The sequence below is a fragment of the Spirulina subsalsa FACHB-351 genome (genome assembly GCF_026130165.1).
Lineage (GTDB): Bacteria > Cyanobacteriota > Cyanobacteriia > Cyanobacteriales > Spirulinaceae > Spirulina_A > Spirulina_A subsalsa_A.
Map to the genome: position 1 here is coordinate 1 of NZ_JAIHOM010000032.1, position 22,861 is coordinate 22,861.

At 47.2% G+C, this 22,861-nt stretch carries 25 protein-coding genes and 1 riboswitch; of the genes, 11 read left to right on the plus strand and 14 right to left on the minus strand.

All coding sequences use genetic code 11. From position 1 onward, the window contains the following. Positions 1–435 precede the first annotated feature (435 nt). The 4 genes from K4A83_RS08220 (at position 436) to rpmA (ending at position 2,192) form a co-directional block, all read left to right on the plus strand. Positions 436–810: a hypothetical protein gene (locus K4A83_RS08220; protein WP_265263997.1), complete on the plus strand. Its 375-nt coding sequence runs from the start codon at positions 436–438 to the stop codon at positions 808–810. A gap of 28 nt (positions 811–838) precedes the next feature. Further along, positions 839–1,399, plus strand: coding sequence for a TolB family protein (locus tag K4A83_RS08225; protein ID WP_265263999.1), 561 nt, complete (start codon positions 839–841; stop codon positions 1,397–1,399). Positions 1,400–1,513: 114 nt separating this feature from the next. Further along, positions 1,514–1,891 carry a 50S ribosomal protein L21 gene (gene rplU / locus K4A83_RS08230; protein ID WP_265264000.1) on the plus strand — a complete coding sequence of 126 codons (378 nt, stop codon included), beginning with the start codon at positions 1,514–1,516 and terminating at the stop codon, positions 1,889–1,891. A gap of 31 nt (positions 1,892–1,922) precedes the next feature. Continuing rightward, on the plus strand, positions 1,923–2,192 hold the full coding sequence (gene rpmA, locus K4A83_RS08235; RefSeq protein WP_265264001.1) for a 50S ribosomal protein L27: 270 nt from the start codon (positions 1,923–1,925) through the stop codon (positions 2,190–2,192). Between the two features lie 394 nt (positions 2,193–2,586). On the opposite strand, the gene K4A83_RS08240 is transcribed toward rpmA, so the two are convergent. Next, positions 2,587–3,894, minus strand: coding sequence for a hypothetical protein (locus K4A83_RS08240; protein ID WP_265264002.1), 1,308 nt, complete (start codon positions 3,892–3,894; stop codon positions 2,587–2,589). A 121-nt stretch (positions 3,895–4,015) separates the two neighbouring features. Beyond that, on the minus strand, positions 4,016–5,092 hold the full coding sequence (acsF, locus tag K4A83_RS08245) for a magnesium-protoporphyrin IX monomethyl ester (oxidative) cyclase (RefSeq protein ID WP_017306724.1): 1,077 nt from the start codon (positions 5,090–5,092) through the stop codon (positions 4,016–4,018). 348 nt (positions 5,093–5,440) lie between these two features. Here acsF and K4A83_RS08250 point away from each other — a divergent pair, with 348 nt between their 5' ends. From K4A83_RS08250 to K4A83_RS08260, 3 genes are all read left to right on the plus strand, one after another. Further along, positions 5,441–5,935: a TM2 domain-containing protein gene (locus tag K4A83_RS08250; protein ID WP_265264003.1), complete on the plus strand. Its 495-nt coding sequence runs from the start codon at positions 5,441–5,443 to the stop codon at positions 5,933–5,935. A gap of 174 nt (positions 5,936–6,109) precedes the next feature. Then, complete coding sequence (locus K4A83_RS08255; RefSeq protein ID WP_265264004.1) at positions 6,110–7,204, plus strand: polyamine ABC transporter substrate-binding protein; 1,095 nt, start codon at positions 6,110–6,112, stop codon at positions 7,202–7,204. A 19-nt stretch (positions 7,205–7,223) separates the two neighbouring features. Next, a complete protein-coding gene (locus K4A83_RS08260) occupies positions 7,224–8,096 on the plus strand; it encodes an ABC transporter permease (RefSeq protein ID WP_265264005.1) in 873 nt (290 codons plus the stop codon). A gap of 83 nt (positions 8,097–8,179) precedes the next feature. Here the strand turns inward: K4A83_RS08260 and K4A83_RS08265 are convergent, their stop codons facing one another. Then, on the minus strand, positions 8,180–8,920 hold the full coding sequence (locus K4A83_RS08265; RefSeq protein WP_265264006.1) for a sulfite exporter TauE/SafE family protein: 741 nt from the start codon (positions 8,918–8,920) through the stop codon (positions 8,180–8,182). 153 nt (positions 8,921–9,073) lie between these two features. On the opposite strand from K4A83_RS08265, the gene gcvT reads away from it, so the two are divergent. Both gcvT and K4A83_RS08275 read left to right on the plus strand, forming a co-directional pair. Further along, positions 9,074–10,207, plus strand: a complete 1,134-nt coding sequence (gene gcvT / locus K4A83_RS08270; RefSeq protein ID WP_265264007.1) for a glycine cleavage system aminomethyltransferase GcvT — start codon at positions 9,074–9,076, stop codon at positions 10,205–10,207. Positions 10,208–10,430: 223 nt separating this feature from the next. Further along, a riboswitch (Glutamine riboswitch) is annotated at positions 10,431–10,512 on the plus strand. 42 nt (positions 10,513–10,554) lie between these two features. Continuing rightward, on the plus strand, positions 10,555–10,947 hold the full coding sequence (locus tag K4A83_RS08275) for a DUF4278 domain-containing protein (RefSeq protein ID WP_265264008.1): 393 nt from the start codon (positions 10,555–10,557) through the stop codon (positions 10,945–10,947). A gap of 132 nt (positions 10,948–11,079) precedes the next feature. Here the strand turns inward: K4A83_RS08275 and glmM are convergent, their stop codons facing one another. The 4 genes from glmM to K4A83_RS08295 all read right to left on the minus strand — a co-directional run bounded on the left by glmM (position 11,080) and on the right by K4A83_RS08295 (position 14,561). Continuing rightward, a complete protein-coding gene (glmM, locus tag K4A83_RS08280; RefSeq protein WP_265264009.1) occupies positions 11,080–12,546 on the minus strand; it encodes a phosphoglucosamine mutase in 1,467 nt (488 codons plus the stop codon). A 292-nt stretch (positions 12,547–12,838) separates the two neighbouring features. Continuing rightward, positions 12,839–13,138: a DUF7734 family protein gene (locus K4A83_RS08285; protein WP_265264010.1), complete on the minus strand. Its 300-nt coding sequence runs from the start codon at positions 13,136–13,138 to the stop codon at positions 12,839–12,841. Between the two features lie 23 nt (positions 13,139–13,161). Beyond that, positions 13,162–13,761 carry a DUF3177 family protein gene (locus tag K4A83_RS08290; RefSeq protein WP_265264011.1) on the minus strand — a complete coding sequence of 200 codons (600 nt, stop codon included), beginning with the start codon at positions 13,759–13,761 and terminating at the stop codon, positions 13,162–13,164. Between the two features lie 191 nt (positions 13,762–13,952). Further along, positions 13,953–14,561 (minus strand): DNA-3-methyladenine glycosylase family protein, encoded by a 609-nt coding sequence (locus tag K4A83_RS08295; protein WP_265264012.1) that lies wholly within the window; start codon positions 14,559–14,561, stop codon positions 13,953–13,955. 154 nt (positions 14,562–14,715) lie between these two features. Between K4A83_RS08295 and K4A83_RS08300 the strand changes: the two genes are divergently transcribed. Continuing rightward, a complete protein-coding gene (locus tag K4A83_RS08300; RefSeq protein WP_265264013.1) occupies positions 14,716–15,300 on the plus strand; it encodes a Uma2 family endonuclease in 585 nt (194 codons plus the stop codon). 135 nt (positions 15,301–15,435) lie between these two features. Here K4A83_RS08300 and K4A83_RS08305 read toward each other — a convergent pair whose 3' ends face one another. From K4A83_RS08305 to K4A83_RS08335, 7 genes are all read right to left on the minus strand, one after another. After that, positions 15,436–15,951 carry a hypothetical protein gene (locus tag K4A83_RS08305; protein ID WP_265264014.1) on the minus strand — a complete coding sequence of 172 codons (516 nt, stop codon included), beginning with the start codon at positions 15,949–15,951 and terminating at the stop codon, positions 15,436–15,438. A gap of 279 nt (positions 15,952–16,230) precedes the next feature. Beyond that, positions 16,231–16,518 (minus strand): DUF427 domain-containing protein, encoded by a 288-nt coding sequence (locus tag K4A83_RS08310; protein WP_265264016.1) that lies wholly within the window; start codon positions 16,516–16,518, stop codon positions 16,231–16,233. An 83-nt stretch (positions 16,519–16,601) separates the two neighbouring features. Continuing rightward, positions 16,602–17,597, minus strand: coding sequence for a TonB family protein (locus K4A83_RS08315; protein WP_265264017.1), 996 nt, complete (start codon positions 17,595–17,597; stop codon positions 16,602–16,604). A 104-nt stretch (positions 17,598–17,701) separates the two neighbouring features. Then, complete coding sequence (locus K4A83_RS08320) at positions 17,702–18,910, minus strand: FecR family protein (RefSeq protein WP_265264018.1); 1,209 nt, start codon at positions 18,908–18,910, stop codon at positions 17,702–17,704. Between the two features lie 30 nt (positions 18,911–18,940). Then, positions 18,941–19,630, minus strand: a complete 690-nt coding sequence (locus tag K4A83_RS08325; protein WP_265264019.1) for a hypothetical protein — start codon at positions 19,628–19,630, stop codon at positions 18,941–18,943. Between the two features lie 106 nt (positions 19,631–19,736). Next, positions 19,737–21,287 carry an iron uptake porin gene (locus K4A83_RS08330; RefSeq protein WP_265264020.1) on the minus strand — a complete coding sequence of 517 codons (1,551 nt, stop codon included), beginning with the start codon at positions 21,285–21,287 and terminating at the stop codon, positions 19,737–19,739. A 109-nt stretch (positions 21,288–21,396) separates the two neighbouring features. Further along, positions 21,397–22,374, minus strand: coding sequence for a carbohydrate kinase family protein (locus K4A83_RS08335; RefSeq protein WP_265264021.1), 978 nt, complete (start codon positions 22,372–22,374; stop codon positions 21,397–21,399). A gap of 158 nt (positions 22,375–22,532) precedes the next feature. On the opposite strand from K4A83_RS08335, the gene pedR reads away from it, so the two are divergent. Further along, positions 22,533–22,826 carry a photosynthetic electron transport-dependent transcriptional regulator PedR gene (gene pedR, locus K4A83_RS08340; RefSeq protein WP_265264022.1) on the plus strand — a complete coding sequence of 98 codons (294 nt, stop codon included), beginning with the start codon at positions 22,533–22,535 and terminating at the stop codon, positions 22,824–22,826. Positions 22,827–22,861 lie beyond the last annotated feature (35 nt).

Consider the following 22,861-nt stretch of genomic DNA (forward strand, 5'->3'; position numbering starts at 1 on the left):
AATACTGTCGGGCGGACAGGAATTTAAGCCCTCGGACAGACTACCCACTGTCTATTAGGTGAGAGCTTAGTAGATAAGGTAACTGGTTGAACAGGGAATCCCTCGCTTTTAGCGATGGGAGCGTCAATCCCTCTGGCTTTAGCAACGGTCATGCTGATGTACCTGACGGGTTTCGTGGCGATTCAATACGGTCGGCGCTCCCTTGGGAGTCTAGCTTGAGTCGGGGGGTTTTGGGATTCTGCGATCGCCTCCCCCGTTAACCCAGACTCAACCTCCACCCCCAACCCTCAACGCCCAAATTTCCCCTAAAGATTTGCTTAACTTTTCCCTTGCCCCTATCCTATAAAAAGAAATAAACACCAGTTGTCCCGGCAACTCGGTCTTGCCTTTTTTTCATCATCCCCCATTACTGACACTTCAAGGAGTAACAGCTTTATGTTCGACTTCATTAAAAAACTGTTTGGCGGTTTATTTTCCTTTCTTGGCGGCCTCTTCGGTGGCAAGAAAAAATCCTACTACCTAGAACTGGACGACGCAGGAACCCCTGTCGCTCCAGCAGATTCAACTCCCGTTGCGCCAGAGAAACCCGCCCCTGCCCCCGCTAAAGCCCCGGCCGCTCCCGCTCCCGTTGCGGTGGAAACACCCGCCCCCGCTCCGGCTCCAGCCCCCCCTAAAGCCCCAGAACCTCCGGCAACTGGTACCTTTGCCCCCGACTATCTCCTATACACCACCACCCGCGCCAAACGTCGTCCCGGCCCCAGTTTAAAAGGCTTCCGGGATATGGCTCGTCAAGTCAACAAAATGGCTTAAACCTAGGAGCAATCAGAGGAGTGAGAACGTGAGGAGGTTAGGTTTAGTCTATTTAGTCTTGATTGTTGTCCTCGGTCTAAGTAGTTGCCAACCCCAACCCCTTTCCCTCGCTCCTCCCCCTCAAGGTTTAGGCGCAACCCTCAACAGTAACCGCTCAGAATATCATCCCCGTCTCTCTTATAATGGTCGGTATCTCGTCTTCGCCTCCGATCGAGATGCCCAGCGCCGCATCTTGCTATACGATGTGCAACGTCGTCAACTCATTCCCCTGCCGGGGTTGAATCAACCGGGCATTCTCCACGACCAACCAGATATTAGCTCCGATGGTCGTTATATTGTCTATGTCTCAGAACAACAGGGCAAACCCGATATTTTTGTTTACGACCGCCAAAACTTTCAAGCCCAAGCCATTACCCGCAATGTATTAGCAACAGTACGCCATCCCACAATTAGCGGCAATGGTCGTTTTATTGCCTTTGAAGTCAATCGCAATGGACAGTGGGATGTAGACATTTATGATCGGGGGGCGGGGGTGGAACTCTCCACTCCCGATGCTTTAATCCCAACGGCTCCCTCTAGCGAAGATTGAGCCGAAACCTGTATAATAAGAGATTGCGTGTCTAACTGGCTCGGATCAGGTTTAGACAAAAGCTGAAACTGTAATTTAGCTACCTGTACGGCGACTTTAAAGGAAAGAACAACTATGGCTTATGCGATTGTAGAAACGGGTGGCAAGCAATTGCGCATGGAACCCGGTCGCTTTTATGATATTGAATTACTCCCAGTGGAAGGTGACAGTCCCCACACTTTAGATAAAGTGTTGTTGGTGAACAATGACGGGGAGGTTCAAATCGGTCAGCCTTTTGTGGAAGGGGCGACGGTGGAAGGGACGGTAATTCGGAATTTCCGGGGTCGTAAGGTGATTGTGTACAAAATGCGGCCGAAGAAGAAAACCCGCAAAAAACGCGGACACCGCCAAGAGTTGACCCGTTTTATGGTGAATTCGATTAATCTTAATGGGTCTGCGATCGCCGTTGCGGATACCACTCCCTCTGAAACAGCGACAACCGAAGAAGAATAGACCACTCTCAAGGCAATAGGACAGAACAACAATGGCTCATAAGAAAGGAACAGGAAGCACAAGGAACGGCCGCGACTCTAATTCTAAGCGCTTAGGTGTGAAACGTTACGGCGGCCAAGTCGTTCGCGCTGGAAACATCCTCGTTCGTCAACGGGGAACCAAATTCCACGCCGGGCAAAATGTGGGACGTGGTGGAGATGACACACTGTTTGCTTTAGTGGATGGTGTGGTTAAGTTTGAATATAAAACCAAGTCCAAGAAAAAAATTAGTGTCTATCCCGTGGAACAAGCGGTCAGCTAATTCAAGATCAGACATATCAAGAGTGAACGTAAAGGGAGATTAGAGCCATCTAATCTCCCTTTTTCGCCAATATATAACATTTCCAAATCATATGATGTCCAGATAATTCCCCCCTTTCAAAGGGGGGCTAGGGGGGATTCTTCACAGGAGACTGGTTTGAATCGGGTCTAGGTCGGCCGAGTTCCTCGGTATTTAGGGTTTGCTGAATATCCCGCCAAGCAGTGTTAATAGAGTTTTCAGCCATTTGTAAGAGCGAGAAACTGCAAGGTTTTAGGGATAAATAATCAAAAAGGCTTGTATTTTTTCGACTCCCCCTGTTCCCTGTTCCCTTGGCTTTCCCTTGTGGATTACAAAACTCAAATGGAAGCGCTATCTTAACCCATAGGTTCAACCCTTAAGCGACCCAAGTTTGTTGAGCAAAACGAATCGTCACCGTCACCAAAAGTAAGCCAAAAAAGCCCATTAAACCATAACCAAATCGGGGATATCTTGCCAAAACTAGCCCAGCCCCCATCGATAAACTCACAATACCATAGGCCAGACGTTCCGACGAACCACTACGACCTGAACTTAAAATAATTCCCAAATTAAACAACCCATATAATATGACCACCGGGCTAAGTTTACGACAGCTTACTAACAACAAAATTAATCCACCCCACACCATCCCCAACCGCAAAAAAGAATCCCCAGCCAACAGCCACAGAATCAGCAACAAACCCACCATACCATAGGACGAAAAAGCCCCCAACCTTGCCCTAAAATACCAAAAACTTAACCCCAACCACCCGATTAACAGCACCATCACCGGGTAAAAAACATCCTGAATTTGTCGATTATTCCAATTTTGCACCCCAATGATTGTGTACATCAAAACACGCTGCCAGTCTACCCAATCAAATCCCCTGATTCTTCCCCAAGCAATTTGTACATTAGCAAAGGCTAAAGGATCGCCAAACTTTAGACCACAATAGACACTATAAAGAACAATTCCCCCCGCCATTGCCACCGATGCTAAATAAGCAACCGGAGGTTTACGTTTCCACACCGCCATGATTAAAAAAGCCGGAATCATAGCCACCCCTGGGGAACGAGTTGCTGTCGTTAAAATCCCCAACAAAGCCACCTTACCATATTGTTCTTTTTCAAAGCACCATAACGTAGCCGTTGTGAGGAGTAAAAACAATCCTTCCGTATACAGAACCGTACCATAAAGAGAATAGGGACACCAGCTTAAAGTAGCTACACTCCAACGAGCTACTCTCTCCCCGTGCTTCTCTTTGAGCCAGTAATAGATGAGCAACAAAGCCCCAAAAAAAGCCGTATTATTAATTAAAATACCCGCCACTAAAGGAGAAAAGCCAAACACCATTAACCCCCGCATTAGCAGGGGTAAAAGGGGAAAAAATGCCACAGAATGATATTGATGATCATTGACATAGCTATAGCCTTCCTTGGCAATTTCAATATACCATTGTCCATCCCACCAAGAGAGTGCTTCTAAGCCAATGACAGCACTTACGCCCCTTGGTGGAACAGGAATTAATGGTGCAATTCCCCAAAACGTCAAGAGAATAAGCAGGCGACTCAAACCCCACATGGTGAGGACGAAATTAAAGTCACTTTGCAGCGCAAATTGTTGAAGATTAAACTGTTTTAATGATTGTATATTGAACTTCGTATTGAGTTGGTTGTGAGCCATTTTCTTCACGGATTTAGTATCAATATATAGCGTTTCCATTTGAGTTTTGTAATCCCAGAGAAAAAAAGCCAGTAGAACAACAATCTACTGGCTTTGTATCATCCTTGTCTCTATTCTGTGCTTAGAGAACAGTCCCTTCTAAAGAAGTTACATCAATAGGTTTCATGAAATACAATTTCACAAACTGAACTCCATTGCTTAAATAATGAGGCAGTTTTTTCAGGAATTTAATCGGGGCAGGAGCGTTAGATTCTTCAATCTGGCGTAACTGCTCATTATTGCTCACACAAGTCTCCAAGGACTCATAGAATTTGGGATTATGGACATCTAACACGATGGGGAAAACTCGCCCAGCGGTGTCATTGGTTTTATCAATGACATATTTATCATATTCCCGGGCATCTAGACCTAAAGAGGCATAGAAACCGGAACGTTGGACATCATTTAAGTACATGGTGGCGAACACAGATAACAGGAAGAAACGACACCACAGTTTCGCTTTCCAGTCGTTCAAAAATTGAGGCTGTGCTTTCATGATGGCATCAAAGAAGTCCCCATGACGGTTCTCATCTTGACACCAATTTTCAAAGAATTTGAAGATGGGATAAATCCGATTCTCGGGATGTTGCTCTAAATGACGGTAAATGGTGATATAACGCCAGTAACCGATTTTTTCGGATAAATAGGTGGCGTAGAAAATAAACTTGGGCTTAAAGAAGGTATATTGACGACTCTTGGTTAAAAACCCTAAGTCTAGGGTGAGGTTGAAGTCCGACATGGCCTTATTCAAGAACCCAGCGTGACGGGCTTCATCCCGAGACATGAGTTGGAAACACTCGGCTACCAAGGGGCTAGAGGTTTTCAGTTTGCGGGCTAGTTCTTTGTAGAGCAGGAAGCCGGAAAATTCGGCCGTGCAAGAGCGCTCTAAGAATTCAATAAACAACCGACGGGTTTCACCGTCGATATGCTCCCAAGATTGATTAAAGTCTTCATCCCGGACAAAGTGTTTCTGATTATAGTCGGCGCGGAACTCTTCTAATATGGCTCGCAGTTCGTCCTCGTTAACGGAGATGTCCATTTTGGCCATCTCGTCAAAGTCTGTGGTGTAAAAACGAGGGGTGAGGATTGTTTCCTTGGCGGGAACCTTAACACCGGGACGGATTTCGTCAAATTCAGGTTTTTGAACGGTACTTACCATGATGTTGTATTGAGATGTTGTATTGAGATGTTCTATTTAGAGATGTTCTATCTAGAGGTGTTTTATTGATTCTGTGTTGCCATGAGGCCAATCATGTGATCAAGCCTAAATCAAGCATGGTAGTCCACAGTGTCTCCAATTTATAGGGACTTTTTTGATTCTAGGTTGCATTCCAGTGTACCAAGGAGCATGGGGGGGGTTAAGTCTCTTTGTGTTAAGAGTTACAACGATTTTATGAAATTATGTAACAAAAATGGAGGGAAGATGGATTCTGGTACGGCGAGCCTGTAGTTGAAGGGCGAGTCTTCTAGAATAGGAAGAATAGTGAGTATGACGGTTTTGGGTTCTATGAATAGTAAAACTACCCGAACTGAGCGGTTGCTGATTTCTTACGCTCTGTGGGCGAGTATTTTTGTGGGGATTGGTGGCATTCACCGTTTATACAACGGGAAAATCGGGTCAGGGCTTTTGTGGTTTTGTACGTTTGGTTTGTTTGGGGTGGGGCAGTTTGTGGATTTGTTTTTAATCCCGAATATGGCGGAGGAGTATGATCTCAAGTTACGGATGAAGTATGGGGTACTGCCTAATGGGGTGCCGATGCCGACGGCGACGATTGCACCGACGATGGTAGATACTTCTGGGTCGGATAATTTAAGGGTTCGTTTGCTGAAAGCGGCTCAAAAGCGTCAGGGGAAGATATCTGTTACCCAAGGGGTGTTAGAGACGGGGGCAGATTTTGCGGAGGTGGAGGAAGCGTTAATGAAGATGGTTAAGAAAGGATACGCGAATATTGACAATGATCCGATTAAGGGGACGATTATCTACGAGTTTCCGGAGTTGTAGTAGATGGGGCAGAGAAAATAGGCGCTCTTGACCAGAGGTACACAGCTTTAACTTTTCAAGGAGGGCGAACAGGTCAATTGTTGATTACAAATCATCTATTGGGTGTGGGAGATGAGGCAAAATAGAGGATATTAGCTCGACCCGGGTGGTTTTCTGAATCAATACAGCATATTCATGTCTCTTAATCGTCGCCGTTTTCTCCAATCTTCTACGCTCCTGCTGACTGGAACGACGCTTTCTAGTTGTGGGTGGACTTTGGCTAGTGTGAAACCTACGCCAACGCGCCAAGGTTCGGCGGATGAACTCTATATTTATACTTGGGCGGGCTATACGGATGATGACCTGTTGCAACGGTTTCAGGAGGAAACGGGGATTCGGGCGGTGGCGGATGTGTTTGACTCGAATGAGGCGATGTTAGCGCGCTTACAGGCGAGTGGTGGGGGGGATTATAGCATCATTTACCCTTCGGATTATATGGTGCAGAAGATGGTGGAGTTAGATTTGCTGCTTGAGTTGGATCACGGTCAGATTGTGGGCTTGGATCGGCTGTTTCCGCGTTTCCAGAATCCGGTTTATGATCCCCACAATCGTTATAGTATTCCTTTAAGTTGGGGGACGACGGGGTTAATTTATAATCGTACTCAACTGTCGGAACCGCCCCAAGATTGGGATTATCTCTGGGAACATCAGGGGGATTTGCGTAAGCGAATTACGCTGTTAAATGATGTGCGGGAGGTGATTGGGGCTACGTTGCGATCGCTGGGTTATTCCTACAATTCTACCGATCCTGAAGCCCTAGAGGCGGCCTATGAGAAGCTGAGGGCGTTAAAACCTGCGATCGCCTCTTTTACGTCTGATGCGTGGCGTAATCAAATCTTGACGGGGGATCTTATGGTGGCCATGTGTTATGCTCCCGATGCCAATGAGGTGATGCAGGAAAACCCAGACCTCCAGTATGTTCTCCCCCTGAGTGGTTCGTCTCTTTGGGGGGATGCCTTGGTGATTCCCCGCAGCGCGCCCAATGTGGCGGGGGCTTATGCTTGGATGAATTTCATGTTACAGCCTGATATTGCGGCGGAAATTTGCGATCGCCTCAGTTTTGCTACCCCCAATGAACAAGCGTTTAAACAACTCCCCCGTCGTATCCGGGAAAATGTTTGTTTATTCCCCCCAGAACCGGCCATCGGCAACTGTGAGGGCTTAATCCCCATCGATGAAACCACCAGCGCCCTCTATGATCGTTACTGGACTCAACTCACCAGTGGCTAAGTTTTGATAATTACTCATTATGCTCAATCCCCAACCTCCCCTAGAAAAACCCTCCCAACCGTGGTTAGGTCTTTCCATTCTCCTCGGGCCTCCTGGATTGTGGCTGTTTTTGCTCCTCGTCTTACCCACCCTAATTATTGTGGAATTGAGTCTCGTTCCCAATATCCACCCCGGAGAAGTGGTCAATCCCAGTGGACTCGATAACTATTTCCGGGTGTTTGATGCCATTAATCTCAGGGTTTTAGGGCGTTCTCTCCTCTTTGCCTCGGGTTCGACTTTGCTCTGTCTCCTGCTGGGGTTTCCCGTCGCTTACTGGATTGCCCAAATGTCTCCCCCACGCTGGCGGAATCTGCTGTTGTTGGGGTTTATCCTGCCTCTGTGGACTTCTTCCCTCCTGCGAACCTATGCTTGGATTACCATTCTCCGCCCCACAGGACTCCTCAACACCATCCTAACCAGTTTGGGACTCCCGGCCTTAGAACTACTCAATCGTACCCCGGCTGTATTTATTGGCATGGCCTACAGCTATTTGCCTTATATGGTTTTAATCCTCTATGCGTCCTTAGAAAAACTAGATCGGGAACTACTGGAAGCATCGGCTGATTTAGGCGCTAATCCCCTCGAAACCTTCTGGAAAGTGACCATTCCCCAAACCTTTCCGGGCATTGCAGCCGCTTCCCTGTTGGTTTTTATTTCGGGATTGGGGGACTTTGTAGATCCCGAACTGTTGGGGGGTGCGTCGAGTATGACCATTTCTCGGCTCATTTATAACCAATTTTTAGGCGCTTCTCGGAATTGGGGGTTTGGTTCGGCTTTGAGTACCGTGTTAATTGTGGCGGTGAGTGTGGCGATCGCACTTTTAATTAAATATGGCGATCGCGAATCCATCTAGGGCTTGCTGTGCGCGGAGCGTGCCGTTAGGCACATAACTCAGGGAGTCGGGAATAGAGAACCGGGGGAGGAGATTTCTCCCACTTACCAAATCCCGAGGAGTGTCCGTTGTTGCCATAACATAAACATCCCACTACAGGCCACAAAGGCGATCGCAAAACGGCGAAATTGCTGGTCACTAATTCGTTTTAACACCCGTTGTCCCAACCAATTCCCCGGCAGCGCCGCCAAACCCAAAACAACCCCATAGCCCAAATGTTCTGTCGTCAAAACCCCGAACCCCCCATAGGCGAGAATTTTCACCACATGAACCAGTAAAATATTCAAGGATTTTGTCGCCAGCATTTGCTCCTTCACCAACCCCGCCCCCAGATAAAACGGGTGTAACACTGGCCCAGTGCTACCAATTAAACCCGACAGCAACGCATAAACCAAAGCCACCGGGAGAAAATACCAAGCCTTCACCTCAAAACGCTCAACTTGTCGCTCCAACACCATCGCCACCACCGACGTTAAGAGAAACAGCGCCAGCAACACCGACAACCAAGCAATCTGAGTACGGCTAAACAAAAACGCCCCGATAATACTGCCAATAATTCCCCCCGGCACATACCAGCGCGTAATAGACCAATCCACCTCTTGCCAATAAATCACCGTCCGTTGAGCATTGCCAAACAACATTCCCACCGTAATAATCGGCGGAATCGCCATCGCATCCACCAACAGACTCAACACGGGAATTAAAACTAACGGACTTCCCCCACCCATCAAACTACTAATAAACCACGCCAAACTACTAGCAAACGCTAACCCAAAAATGATCACAGTTTTCCTGAGAGTCCCCTTTTAATTCCTGCCCTTCTCATTTTAACGGTTGTTCGTTCCCCCAACCCAACAAAGGAAAGAGTGTCAGCAAGAACGAATCCCGTTAACATATGAAACATTAATCAATCAACTTTGGTTTAGGGAAAATAATTCGTGGCTAGCGTCCAAACCTCATCGAATTTAGCAAAAACGCCCCTCTATGAACTCATGGCGGCACAAAATGCCCGTTTTACCGAGTTTGCCGGATGGGAAATGCCCGTACAGTTTAGCGGACTGAAACAAGAACATGAAGCCGTGCGGACTCAGGTGGGAATGTTTGATATTTCTCACATGGGTAAATTTTTAATTCAAGGTCATGACCTATTACAGCATTTACAGGGTTTAGTCCCCTCAGATTTAGGGCGTTTACAGCCCGGACAAGCGCAATATACGGTCTTGTTAAATCGTAGAGGGGGGATTATTGATGATGTGATTGTCTACTATCAAGGCCCCAGCGAAACAGGGGAAGAACATGGCGTGATTATCGTCAATGCCGCTACTCGGGCCCGAGACAAAGCGTGGTTATTAGCCCATTTTGAAGATGCCCCCGTTGCCATGGAGGATGTTTCCAAGGCAAAAGTCCTCATCGCCGTCCAAGGCCCCCAAGCGGTGGCGGTCTTACAGCCCCTTGTAGAAGCTGATTTAAGCGCCCTACCCGCCTTTGGTCACTGTACCACTCCCCTCCTCGGTCAAGAGGCCTTTATCGCCCGCACGGGGTACACCGGAGAGGATGGTTTTGAGGTGATGGTCGATGAGGCCGTGGGTCAAGAACTTTGGCAAGCACTGGCCCAAGGGGGTGTAACTCCTTGTGGTTTGGGGGCGCGGGATACCCTCCGTTTAGAAGCTGCGATGGCCCTCTATGGGCAGGATTTAGACGAAACCACTACCCCCTTAGAGGGAGGTCTGGGGTGGTTAGTCCACTTAGAGAGTAAAGGGGATTTTTTGGGGCGCTCTGTGTTGGAAACGCAGAAAAATAAGGGCATCCCTCGGCGTTTAGTGGGACTGGAAATGACCGGACGTTATATTGCTCGGCATGGGTACCCTGTCATCCATGAGGGGGAACAGGTGGGAGAAGTGACCAGTGGGACTCTCTCGCCAACTTTGGGCAAGGCGATCGCTCTAGCTTATGTCCCTAAAGCTCTGAGTAAGCCCGGCCAAGCCCTAGAGGTGGAAATTCGCGGCAAAACTTACCCCGCCCAAGTGGTGAAAAAGCCCTTTTATCGCTCCCCGAATCGCCCCTCAAAGTAACATACCCTGATGGGTCGGAAACCGGGTTTTTAACAGGGGTTGGAAGGAAGCTCGATCAATCATGGGTGGGGCTTCCTGTCGGTTGGGTGAAGCGAAGCGCGCAATCCAACCCCATACATTTTTGAGGGTTGAGAGACACAGGGAAACTGGATGGCTCAAATTTTCCCTTCCCCCCTTGACATTTTCTCCGTAAACGGTAACAATGGATACAGAAACAAAAACAATCGTTCATCCCCAAAGGACTCTAAGTTAGGAGTCGCCCCCTTGGGAGACGGAAGTAGGGAGCAATCCCGAAGGAACGCGCCTCATTTAACGAACACGATACGCTCGCTATGGAGGCGAAGACCATGCAACCTAAAACCATGCAATCCAAAACCATGCAACTCACTTATCGTGGTGTTGCCTACGATTATCAGCCGGCCCCAGTAGACACAGTAGAAACGGGTGTGACGGGCAAGTATCGCGGTTTGGAGTGGCGATTCCGCAATTTGGAAAAACCCCCGGTGCAAAAACCAACGTTAGATTTAGTCTATCGGGGTGTTCATTACAGCACAGGGACTCAGAGCAATAATCCGGGGCAGGGGAATACACCTGTGCAAGAAACCGTTAATACTACTCCCTCCGTGCGTCAGAAAGCCTGTGCTTTATTCTGGCAAAATCAACGGTCTAATCTGCGCCGTCAACAGGTGATGTTCAATCGTGCCGCCCAAGAAATTGGTTTAACCGCACAATTGGTTTAGTGTCTTGTCGGAATCCTATTTCTTTTGACATCCCCCCACACCATAACTCTGATTGGGTGTGGGGGGCTTCAAGCTTAAGGAATTGAATCTGACGCAGCTTGCCCTGACAGGAAGGGCAAGCTGATTTGTGGGTTAAACCGCTAAATATTGCTGCACTTTTTGCACTAGATTGTTTGTCCAATATTCAGCGACATTGAGTTCTGCTGCCTCTACCATGACGCGGATCAGGGGTTCTGTTCCCGAAGCCCGGACTAAGATCCGACCTTGAGAGCCGAGTTCTTTTTCGGCTTGGGCGATCGCATGGGTGAGGAGATCACAGTCTTGCCAATGTAAACGGCGATCGCGATCTTCGACCCGCACATTGCGCAACAATTGAGGATAGGGGCGGAAACTCTCCTCCACTAATTCACTCAGTGTCACCTCCGCTTGTTTCACTAAAGCCGTCAAGTGCAAAGCCGTCTGTAAACCATCCCCCGAGAAACTATGGTGATGGCAGAGAATATGACCCGATTGTTCACCCCCTAACATCGCTCCAGTTTCAAACATCGCCGCTTGAACGTGCTGATCTCCCACATCGGTCCGCAGGAAACGACCGCCCCGTTGCTCCCAAGCGCGCTCAAAGCCTAGATTGGCCATGACTGTGGCCACAATCAACTGATCCGGCAACTGCTGTCTATTTTGCAATTCCTGACCCCAGAAATAGAGAATATAGTCCCCATTAACTTCTCGGCCTTGACTATCCACAGCCATCACCCGATCCGCATCACCATCAAAGGCAAAACCGAGGTCAGCCTGATGACGTTGAACAGCTTCTTGTAAGAGGGCCAAATGAGTTGAACCACAATTGACATTAATGCGATCGCCATCGGGGCGTTCATGCAAACAAATCACCTCAGCCCCTAACGCCCGGAACACCGCAGGAGCTAGATAAACCGAAGCCCCCCAAGCCAAATCCAAAACAATCCGCAACCCACTAAAATCCAAATTAGGCGGCAGAGATTGCTGTAGAGCTTGTTGATACTGTTCAATTAAACGGGGGCGACTGTGATATTGTCCCCAATGTTGGGGCCCAGTGGTGGGACTCCCTAACTCCCCCCGTAATCCCGCCTCAATTTGTTTCGCCGCCTCCTTGCTTAGTTTTGTACCATTTGCGCCAAAAAACTTAATTCCATTGTCCTCTGGGGGATTATGACTCGCGGAAATCATCACTCCACCGATAGCCTCCGTTTGTGCCGTCAAGAAAGACACACAAGGGGTAGGACAGAGGCCTAAATTCCACACTTCCAACCCAGCCGTCGTTAAACCCGCCGTCAGCGCCGTAGATAACATATCGCTAGAATTGCGGGAATCTTGCCCTAAAATCACCGGTCCCGGTTGTGCCGCCGTTGCCTTAAACACTTGACCCGCCCAAAAACCGACCTCTAAGGCTAAAGATGCGGTGAGGAGTTCCCCCACCTTTCCCCGGATGCCATCGGTGCCAAAAAGCGGGGTTTTCGGTAGACCTGCATAGGCTTGGCGGGGGCCATGACGTAAAGATTCTAAGGTTTGGGGTAGATGAACAGGGTTCAGTCCCTGAATTCGCACGGGAGATGTTACCATCGCTATTACTCCTCACACAACACACAACTTTACAGTGGAGAATACCACTTTAGAACGAGATTATTGTTACACACCTTTCTTTTCTAGGGAAATTGACCTCTTTCAGGTTTTTCTGGAATGTTTAGATGGCGGCGCAGAGAAGGCACAATTATAGCCTTTCTTTTTTAGATTGCCTTGAGGGATTTCCGTAAAATTACTGATGTCTGGGGGAAAATACCCGTCCTCTGGTCAAGACAGGTTATGTTAATTTTTGAATCGACTAACCTGAAGGATAGAAGGCGGAACATAACCTCTAACCTTGTTCCCAACAGTCCTGCATTTGTGCCAAGGTTAACCCCTGAGCAATATAATCCGGTTGTTCGGGATTGTAGGGACTGCGAACGCGATCAATACTTAAAATCATGGCTTGTGGGGGTAAAACAGGCACATCGGGATCAAACGCCGTAGCCCGCATCAGGGAACTGGAAAACCCCTTAAAAACGGCAATTGTGTCCAGTTCCCCCTCAATTTCTGCTGTCACTAGCAGAACTTCTTCAGGATGTTTTAAGCTGTACTGTTCTAATCGCTTGGCGATCGCACTTATCTCCACCATAACCCTTTAACCCTCCTCCTCCTCTACTGTTCAATCGCTATGCGACCTTGACGAGCCAGACGAACAACCAAAAAATACCCCAAATAGAGGCCATACACCACCAAAGCCACCACCCCGAAAAAGCCTAAAATCCCCGGGTCTGTATTGCGATGAAACCAACTTTTATAGAGTAACGGAGCTTCTAGCCACACTTGGCAAAACTCCTGTTGAAACGCCACCCGAGAAAAAGCACAGGACAGCGTAGGAATGGAAACCAGTGCGCCGAGAGTACAATAGACCGTCATCGCCCAACGCCAACCCGTCACCCACAGTTTAAACCGACTCCCCGGCATATCCTCGATTTCGTCATTAATATCCACCCAAAACCAGAGCGCAATAGGAATTAAAATCCGCGCCATAAATCCAGTCACATAGGCAATCGACCAAGCAGGAATCATCAAATACACCGTAATCATCAACAGACTCGCCACCCGCCAATAAATCACCAACAGACGAGTAATGGCCTCAGAACGCCTCACCAAAGACCAAATCAATAACCCCAAGGGGACAAACACCGCAAATAAAACCGCTAAACGGTAGTCCATCCAAACCCAAGGCTTAAGAAACCAGATTTCATCCTGCATGATTCTTTATTCGTCAACCAAATTGCCCTAATCATTTTGACATATCCCGTTTTGATTAGCTCAGGAATTTAGACATCCGGAGGAACAGGGACATTTTTTGAGAGGGATTCCCTAGGGCTTGCTGTTGGCGTTAGCCTAACCTAGGAAACAAGTCCGTTAGCCGGGGGGCAGGGGAGAGGGGAGCGCAAAAACTAATATTGAACCACAACAGGGTCAAGACTACGCCAAAGATACCAAGTGGCAACAGTTCGATAGGGTTTCCAACGGAAGGACAACTCCTGAATTTCTGCCTTGCTGCTTCCCCCATAATGACGCTCTATAGCATTAATTAGGCCTAAATCAGCTAAAGGCAATATATCAGAACGGTGCAGGTGAAAAATCAGAAACATTTCGGCTGTCCATTGACCAATCCCCTTAATTTTTTTCAGTTGTTTAATAATCGCTTCATCGGTCATGGTTTCCCATTGACTAGGCCTTAAAATTCCTTGTTCAAAGGACTGAGCAATATTCGTGATATAACTAATCTTTTGTCGAGAGAGTCCAATTTCTCGTAATTCAGGTTCCGTTAAACTTAAAAAAATATCTGGTTTTATAATTGGCAGTTTAACGGTCAGTCTTTCCCAGATTTTATCAGCCGCTTTTATGGAGATTTGCTGTCCGACTACTGCTCTGGTTAAGGTATGGAAAGGATTATTAAGATTCGTGAGAACTTCATCAGGATAAGCGGCAATTAAACTAGACATGACCGGATCTCTATGGCTTAGATATTCGGTTGCTTCTTGCCAGTAAGGGGGAGTCATAGATTGATAAGGTTTTTGACAATTTTAGGAAAGTTAGATAAAATTACAATTACTTATTCAAAAAAAATTGATCCCTCATTCTACCATAATAGAAGCTTTTTTGTCAATTATTTACTAATATTCAACATTGATCATAATCAGCACTATTTTAACTATGCCTCAGACTATCACTGCCTTAATATTAAATTTAGACCAAGTTCACCTGAGTGATGAACAGTTTTATCAGTTATGTAAAAATAATAGTGATTTGAACTTTGAACGTACTGCAAGAGGAGAATTAATTATTATGCCACCCGTTGGAGGGGATAGCGGAAATAGAGAAGCCGATTTAATTATTGATTTGGGAATCTGGAATCGACAAACTAACCTAGGCTATACGTTTAGTTCCTCCACTGTATTTACATTGCCCAATGGTGCCAATCGTTCCCCCGATGTGGCATGGATTCGCCAAGAACGTTACAGCGCATTAACCCCCGAACAACGGCAGAAATTTCCTCCCATTGCACCGGATTTTGTGATTGAATTAAGGTCAGCAACCGATGATCTAAAAATGCTTCATAGTAAAATGCAAGAATATATGGACGCAGAGGTGCAATTAGCATGGTTAATTAACCCTCAACAGCAACAAGTAGAAATTTATCGCTTGGGGAAAGAGGTGGAGGTGCAGGATTTACCCACGGAGTTATCAGGTGAAGAAATATTACCTGGGTTTAGGTTGAGTCTATCCCGGTATTTGTAGAAGTCTTGATGCAGGAGTTCTCCGGCAACCTAACTTGTTGACATCCGCCCCGCCATAAACGGACGGGGACTCCATCTATTTCAACAGGTCAAAAATTGACAATTGTTGAAATGCTGGATGGGATAAATCAATTGATTAACGGTTTATCCTCCAGTCAGATAAACAATTTTCTGGTACATTAGAAGGCTTGCTTGCACAGTTTATAAACGGGATAGAATCCACTAACAAAAGATTAGAATATCGTTGAGTTATTCTAAATTGTGACCCATGAATTACACCCCAAACTGTACCGGGTTTATCAGCAGGACTACAAGCATCCGTAAGATACCAGCCGTTAAAACGACCTTGATAAAATGCTCGGGCTAATAGGAAAATTTCTTTTCGCTGTCTGACCTGACAAATAACATTACCATTGGGAACTTGTCGAATATTACTCGGTGGGTCATAAACATAGGCTGATGCTCCCACAGCCGCTTGAGTGGGTGAAACTTGAGCCACGATTGAGCCGAATACAATAGTTAAAAAACTGATTGATTTAATGATTTTTTGCTTCATAGGAGTTTCGATAATAGAAGAAAAAACTATTAGATGATAGAAGTTTTTTTTGAAATATAATTGGTGGTGAGTTGTTGGGTTTCGTTGTTGCTGCACCCAACCTACGGATGGTGGTGAGTTGTTGGGTTTCGCTGTCGCTGCACCCAACCTACGGATGGTGGTGAGTTGTTGGGTTTCGCTGTCGCTACACCCAACCTACGGATGGTAGTGAGTTGTTGGGTTTCGCTGTTGCTGCACCCAACCTACGGATGGTAGTGAGTTGTTGGGTTTCGCTGTTGCTGCACCCAACCTACGGATAGTCATTTTATGGGAAATTTACTAGGGGTAATTCATGAATTACCCCTACCCCAATCTGTTGAGGATGGCTATATCAAATTAGGACTCGACTTGCACTTTGTTTTTATAAAAGGCGACATATCCCTCAATATGTTTTGCCTTTTCTTTGGTTTGGGGATAATACCAAGCGGCATCCTTGATGGTTTTATCGCCTACGGTGATATTGTAATAACTGGCTTGTCCTTTCCAAGAACAAATCGTGTGGGTATTACTATCACTAAAATATTCAGTTTTTAGAGCATCTGGGGGGAAATAATAATTTCCCTCGACTACTTCACAGTTATTGCTTTCTGCAAGGAGAACGCCGTTTAAGGTCACTTTAGCCATAGTTAAATCAGGGTGATTTGATCACCCCATTATAGGGCGTGTCGGACTTAGCAACCTATCCCCCAAGAGAGGGAGAGAAGCCGTTAATGATAACGCAATTGAAACCGATGGGTGATGGCCATTGTGTCCCTTGTATAACATTCGGGAAAGGGTCTAAACTGGTTTTGTAGGGTTTGGACATGAGCGATCGCCGATTGATCCAAAGGAGCAAAACCACTGGACTCCAACACTTGAATATTGCTCACTCGACCATCCCGATGGAGATCATAGCTTAAGCGCGTCACCCAAATGCCACGACTGGGGGGACGGGGAGGATTCCAACTCTGGGCTAAGATGTTCTGTAAATTGCGTTTGTACGTCTCTACGACATTTTGACACACTCTGGAAATGAGATCAGAACTGCCAGAGGGGGGAGTGGTGGAAGCAGGAGGACGCGCTACAGTATCCCGATTATCGGTCATGGGAAGCGGCACATCAAACCCCTCAAACATCGGACCAGTGAGCAGTTGACCTAATTCCCGAGGGGTAATCATTTCTATGTCCGTTAGGGTGCCACTGGGGGTAACTCCCACCTTTTGCCATGCTCTCACACGCACAGGAGGGAGATCGGGATTTTCGACGTTAAATAAATCTACTTCCCCTTGTAAGACGCGCACTTGTCCCTGTTGCTGCTCATCGACTTCGAGGGTGTAGAGTGTTCCCCGGGTAACGGCCACAATGGAGCCTACACACCCCCGCACTCCTCCAGAAACAACGGCCTGGCCTCGTCGCAGTTGGACGCAACGACTCCCCACAATAAAGGAGGCATTGCGACCTAAGCGGATCATGGCCTGATTATTGAATCGTAACCCTGCTCGGGCCTGTTCGGTGCGGACTTGTTGACCGAGTTGAGCGGTGGTGTTGACTCTAGCAATGCGGTCTTGAATAAAAACGCGATCGCTATCTAAAATTTCTACAATGGTCGCTTGAGTAATATTTTGCGCCATCCCCGGAATTTTCGGGACAGCTAAAAACAGGATGACTAGACAAGTTGCCACCCCTAGGAATAAAAGTGAGGGAAAACGAAATCGGGAAAACATAAGCTTAGTGGTTCATCAAGGGTTTTTTCGGCTGAATTTTGCTCAGTTTAAAGGGTCTATGTCTCTTAGTCGCTCTAACTCTAGTTTAACCAGATTAAAGGAGATTAACGGTCAGGAAGAGGGCCTAAAATAAAAGCTCCGGGCAATCGATCCCCCCCTTGGGGTTGTTGGTTATTCACCCCAAAAACTCGCACTTGAAACACTTGTCCATCTTGTCCGATGACTGTCAGAATGGCATCATTGCCACTTAGACCAAACGTCACATTTTGAGCGGGAATTCCATTAATTAAAGCTCCGGTTTGCGTGGCATTGGGACTGATGACTGTGCCGTTAATTTCAATGGGTGAAGAAAGATTAACTCGTGTGGGTTGATTTCCCCGTTCTGTGGTAATGGTCACGTTAATCTTACCACTATCATCCTGAAATGTGCCGCTATCTCGGAATAGTTGATTCCCGATACTCGTCCCATATTCGTTGACAGTAAATGAACCTGTAATCAGGGTGGCATCATTGCCAATTTCTGAGAGAAATTCTGTATCCGTTAGAGGTAAATTGGGGGTAAAACGGCTGGGAGTTCGACGGTTGGATAAATGACCTAATGGGTTACTAATTCCGTTAATTGCTTGACGGATAAAGTTGGGAGTAAATCCCCTCCCAGATAGAGGGCGAATGATATTTTCAAAATTGGGTAAAGGAATGCGGAATCCTCGGAATAGTTGCCCTTGTAATAAATTAGTTAATTGATTAGAACGAATTCGTTCAATTTGACCTAAAATTCCATCAGAAAACACTCTAATTTGATTGCCAGCTTCAAGGATTTGCCCCTCTTTGTAATCTGGATCATCGGTGTCCTGTTCACTCTCAAAAACTTCGATTACTCCTTCTAATACTTGAATCATACTTTCTTCGGTTTCTTCGTCAATTTCCATCACATAAATAGTTCCCCGTGTAACAGCAACCACTGATCCTACACAACCTTGAGCATTACCGGATACAACCACTTGTCCCCGTTGTAATTGAACGCAACGACTGCCTACGATAAAGGATGAATTACGACCGAGACGGAGGACTGCATTATTATCAAATCTCAAGCTAGCTCTTGCTTGTCCGGTACGGATTTGTTGACCTTGACGCGCTACAGCATTGACGCGGACTCTCTGGTTTTGTATAAAGACTTGATCACTATCTAAAATCTCAACAATTCTGGCTTGATTAATCGGTTGTGAGAAAGTTTTAATCGGCAGTAGACTCAGGGTTAACGCGAAGATGAACCCCAGTAAAATATAACCTAGTTTGGGTATGGTTTTAGTCATGATCAGCGAAAAATTGGGGATGGAAATGGCTTAACGGAAAGGAAAGGGGAATCTAGGCAATCTGGGGGAACGAGGGACGGAGGGAGGTTTGATGATGTTATTCAGATTGGGGATAGGAATACGGAATCCTTGGAATAATTGCCCTTGTAGAAGGCGAGTTAAGTCACCTGTTGTCAGCTGTTCGATAATCCCTAAAAGACCACTAGGTAAAACTTGAATTTTATAGCCTGCTTCGATGGTTTTAGGTTCTATTTCCGGATCTTCTGGATCGCTAACTTCTACGGCACCCTCCAAGACTTGAATTGTTCCTTCTCCGGTTTCTTCGTCAATTTCAAGGACATATATTGTGCCTCGGGTAACGGCTACAATTGAGCCAATACAGCCCCGTTGATTGCCTGAAATTAATAGTTGACCCCGTTCTAATTGGATGCAGTGACTACCGACGATAAAGGAAGAGTTGTTTCCGATACGAATGACGGCATTATTGATGAATTTTAAGCCTGCCCGGGCTTGCTCTGTGCGGATCTGTTGACCTTGTTCAGCGATACTATTCAGGCTAACTTTTTGATTTTGAATAAAGACTTGATCACTGTCTAGAATTTCGGCAATGGTGGCTTGAGTGATGGGTTGGGAGAAGGTTGTTAGGGGCAATAGACTAAGGATTAAGACTAGGATTAATCCTAAGAGACTATAGCGGAAAGGAAAATGTTTTTTAAACATGAGTGTTAAAGGGTAAACAAGGAAAAATAAGCGATTTTTAGGGGATTGATTTTAGAGTCAACCCTCACGGGACAAAGTTCGATGTAAGGATTAGGCAGTTGGGGGGTTAAAATTGAAAATTAGCCCGGACTGTGCCGATCCAGAAGGTGTTATTGTTGGAAATATGACCGGGATCGGTCACCAAGAAGACTCCCGGACTGATGGAAAGGCGATCGCTAATTCTCCAGCGATAGAACGTTTCGAGGTGGAAAGAAGTTCCCCGATCTCGTCGTTCAATATTCCCTCCTACCAAAAGTTTAGGGGGGATTCCGGCGACAATACCCCAATAGTCCCCCGTTTTGCCGAAAGGGTCTTCAATGCCGAAAGAAAGGGTTCCCGTAGCACTGAGGGCAAAGGCTGGGGAAACGAGAGAACGAGTATAAGTGATCCCCCCCCATGCCCCCAAAATGATGTTATCGGTAAGATAGGTTTGTAGTGTAGCCCCGAGGCCATGAATTTGGGCGGGTTCCAAAAAAGTCCCCGAGGTATCTGCATTAAAACTTCCCGTAAAAGTGTCCAGACGACCATCTTGGCTGTAGGCATTGACATAAGCGAGTCCGGCAACAGTGCGATCGCCTGGTGCTACCAACACCTGCACCCCTAACGCGCTGTGACTCCCGTTAAAAAAACCACCCTCTGCGCTGTTGCGCGTACCATAAGCCGTTTGTAGACGCACCTGATCACTAACTAACCAGTCTAACCCAACTCCACTGTTGAGCGCCCCCAATTGAAACAAAGGATTTTGCGCCCCAAACCTCGAAACCGCCCCATCTCCTGCCCCCCGATGGGGAGTATTAGGAGTTAACACATCCCCCAAACTAAACCCCACAGGTTTCAAGGTTAAAACCATCCGATCTTTGAACACAACACGGCGATATTCCAAGGTATCGAGGGACCATTGATCTCTGGCTCCACTTTGACTATTCAGCAAGGCCATATAACTGTTTAAAGCCTTGGGATTGGCAAAACCAAAATCATTAAAATTCCCTGTCCCTAACCCCAGTAATAAACGATCTTTGCCCTGAAACGAAGTCGCTAGAGCTAACTGGGTTTGGTGGGTGAATAGAATCCCCGTTTCTCCCCGTCCCGGTGGTCGCCCTCCCGTCGCCCCAGACAGAGCGAACACCACCTGACCCCCAAATATGACCGTTGTAGAGAAAGACTGGTCTTCTAGAGTCCTTAAACGCCCTTCTAGGGTATGGATAAAAGTGGCTACATCCTCCAATTCTTCTACAAATTCCTGACGCAATCGTTCCACTGTCAGTAAATCTTCCCCTTGCAGGGTGGGAAGTTGACTGAAACAAGCCGCAAGACTGGCGGCAAACTCATAACGAGTCAGGGGGCGTTCTCCCCGAAATGTGTTATCGGGGTATCCTTGCAAGCAGTTATAACGCTCCATTAAGTTTTGTAACGCTTCTCTTGCCCAATCCGTTGGGGCAACATCCCGCAGTTGAAACACGGGGGTAATTTCACTCAGGGGGGGAGGAGAAGCGAGTTCCATCCCTTGTGGGTTTAGGGGAGCTTGGGGCGGTAGATACCCCATTGTGCTGGCTTGTACCGTTGTGTTACTGAGAACACACCCCAGTAAAGCCAGCCATCCCCATTGCTGTTGTCTCATGTTGCCATCATCCCAAAAGACCTGTTATTTTCTGGCACCCTTCTGTTCTTTGTCGCACAGATTTTTCTTTTGAGCAAATGATTCAGGCAACAGGAAACAGTGATCAGGTTTAATCCTGGATCTCTAAAAACTCTCGCACTTGTGAATCAGTCGGTTGCCCGGAGAGTGCGCCCCGTTGGGTTGTCACCAAGGCTCCCACAGCAGCCGCATAGGTAATGATTTCGCCCACGGATTCGGGGCGATTTAAGGCCTGTAAGCCCTGTTGAACCAGTTGGTGGAGCAATCCAGCCACAAAGCCATCCCCAGCCCCTGTGGTGTCTTCTACGGCGACTTGAAAGGGGGTGAGACGGCCTTCATGATCATTTAAACAGTAACGGATGGGATCACTACCGCCTCCGGTGACAACCACACCTTCAACGGAATTCAACTGATGGGCGATCGCACCTGCATCCATCGTATTAAATAACCATTGCGCCTCCTCTTGGGAGAGCTTGACAAAATCTACCCAATTCCAGAGTTGAGCAATGCGATCGCGAGCGCTATCCGGTTCAGGCCAAAACATCGGCCGCCAGTTTATATCCAGAAAAACCTTCAAATGATACTCATTGGCCAACTCCAGCGCGTGGAAAATAGCCGAGCGCGTTTGGGGATAGGCTAACTCTAGCGTTCCTAAGACCAAATATTCCGCCTCAGCAAACAACGCCGTCGGTAAGAGATTCGCCTCCAAATAGGCATCAGCAAAAGCATCGGGAGCCAGTCCCCCAAAGCCTGTAAACTCTCGCTCTCCCGAAGGCGATCGCAACACATACACCGAACGAGTCGGAGCCGTCGGGTGAACCTGAATCCCCCGACTATCCACCCCCACCTCTTCACACACCCCCCGCCACCAATCCCCCCCCTCATCACGCCCCACACATCCCACCAACGCCGCCGGAGTTCCCAACTTCACCAAACCACAAGCCACATTAGCCGGAGCTCCCCCCAGAAACCGAGTCCAAGACTCCACCCCCTCAGCCGACACCCCCACCTGATCCGCCAAATAATCCACTAAAACTTCCCCAAGACAAATTACACGAGGATTGCTCATATCGTCCCTCAACCCACCCTTAACAGGCCCATAAATAAATTTTGCCCTTATCCTAACCCGTGAATGAGCCAAGGAAAACCAAGATTCTCCGGATCCACCGGGAAACAATCTTTTAGAATTAAAGATAAGTAATAATAACTAAGGTAGAACTTAAAAATATGTCTGAGGAAAAAGCATCCACACCCGTTGCCCTGTCAGACCGCGAACTTCAGATTGTCGAGCTAGTGGCCAGCGGCCTGACCAACTACGAAATCGCCCAAAGATTAGAAATCAGCAAACGCACCGTAGACAACCACATCAGCAACATCCTAACCAAAACCGCCACCGATAACCGAGTAGCCCTAGTCCGTTGGGCGTTGCAGTGGGGGAAAGTCTGTCTAGACGATGTTAACTGTTGTACCCTACCCGTCGGCAACGGTAGCCTCTCCAACCCACCCGAAAGCACTCCCTAACCCCCCACTCAACAGTGAACAGTAATCCATTGCCG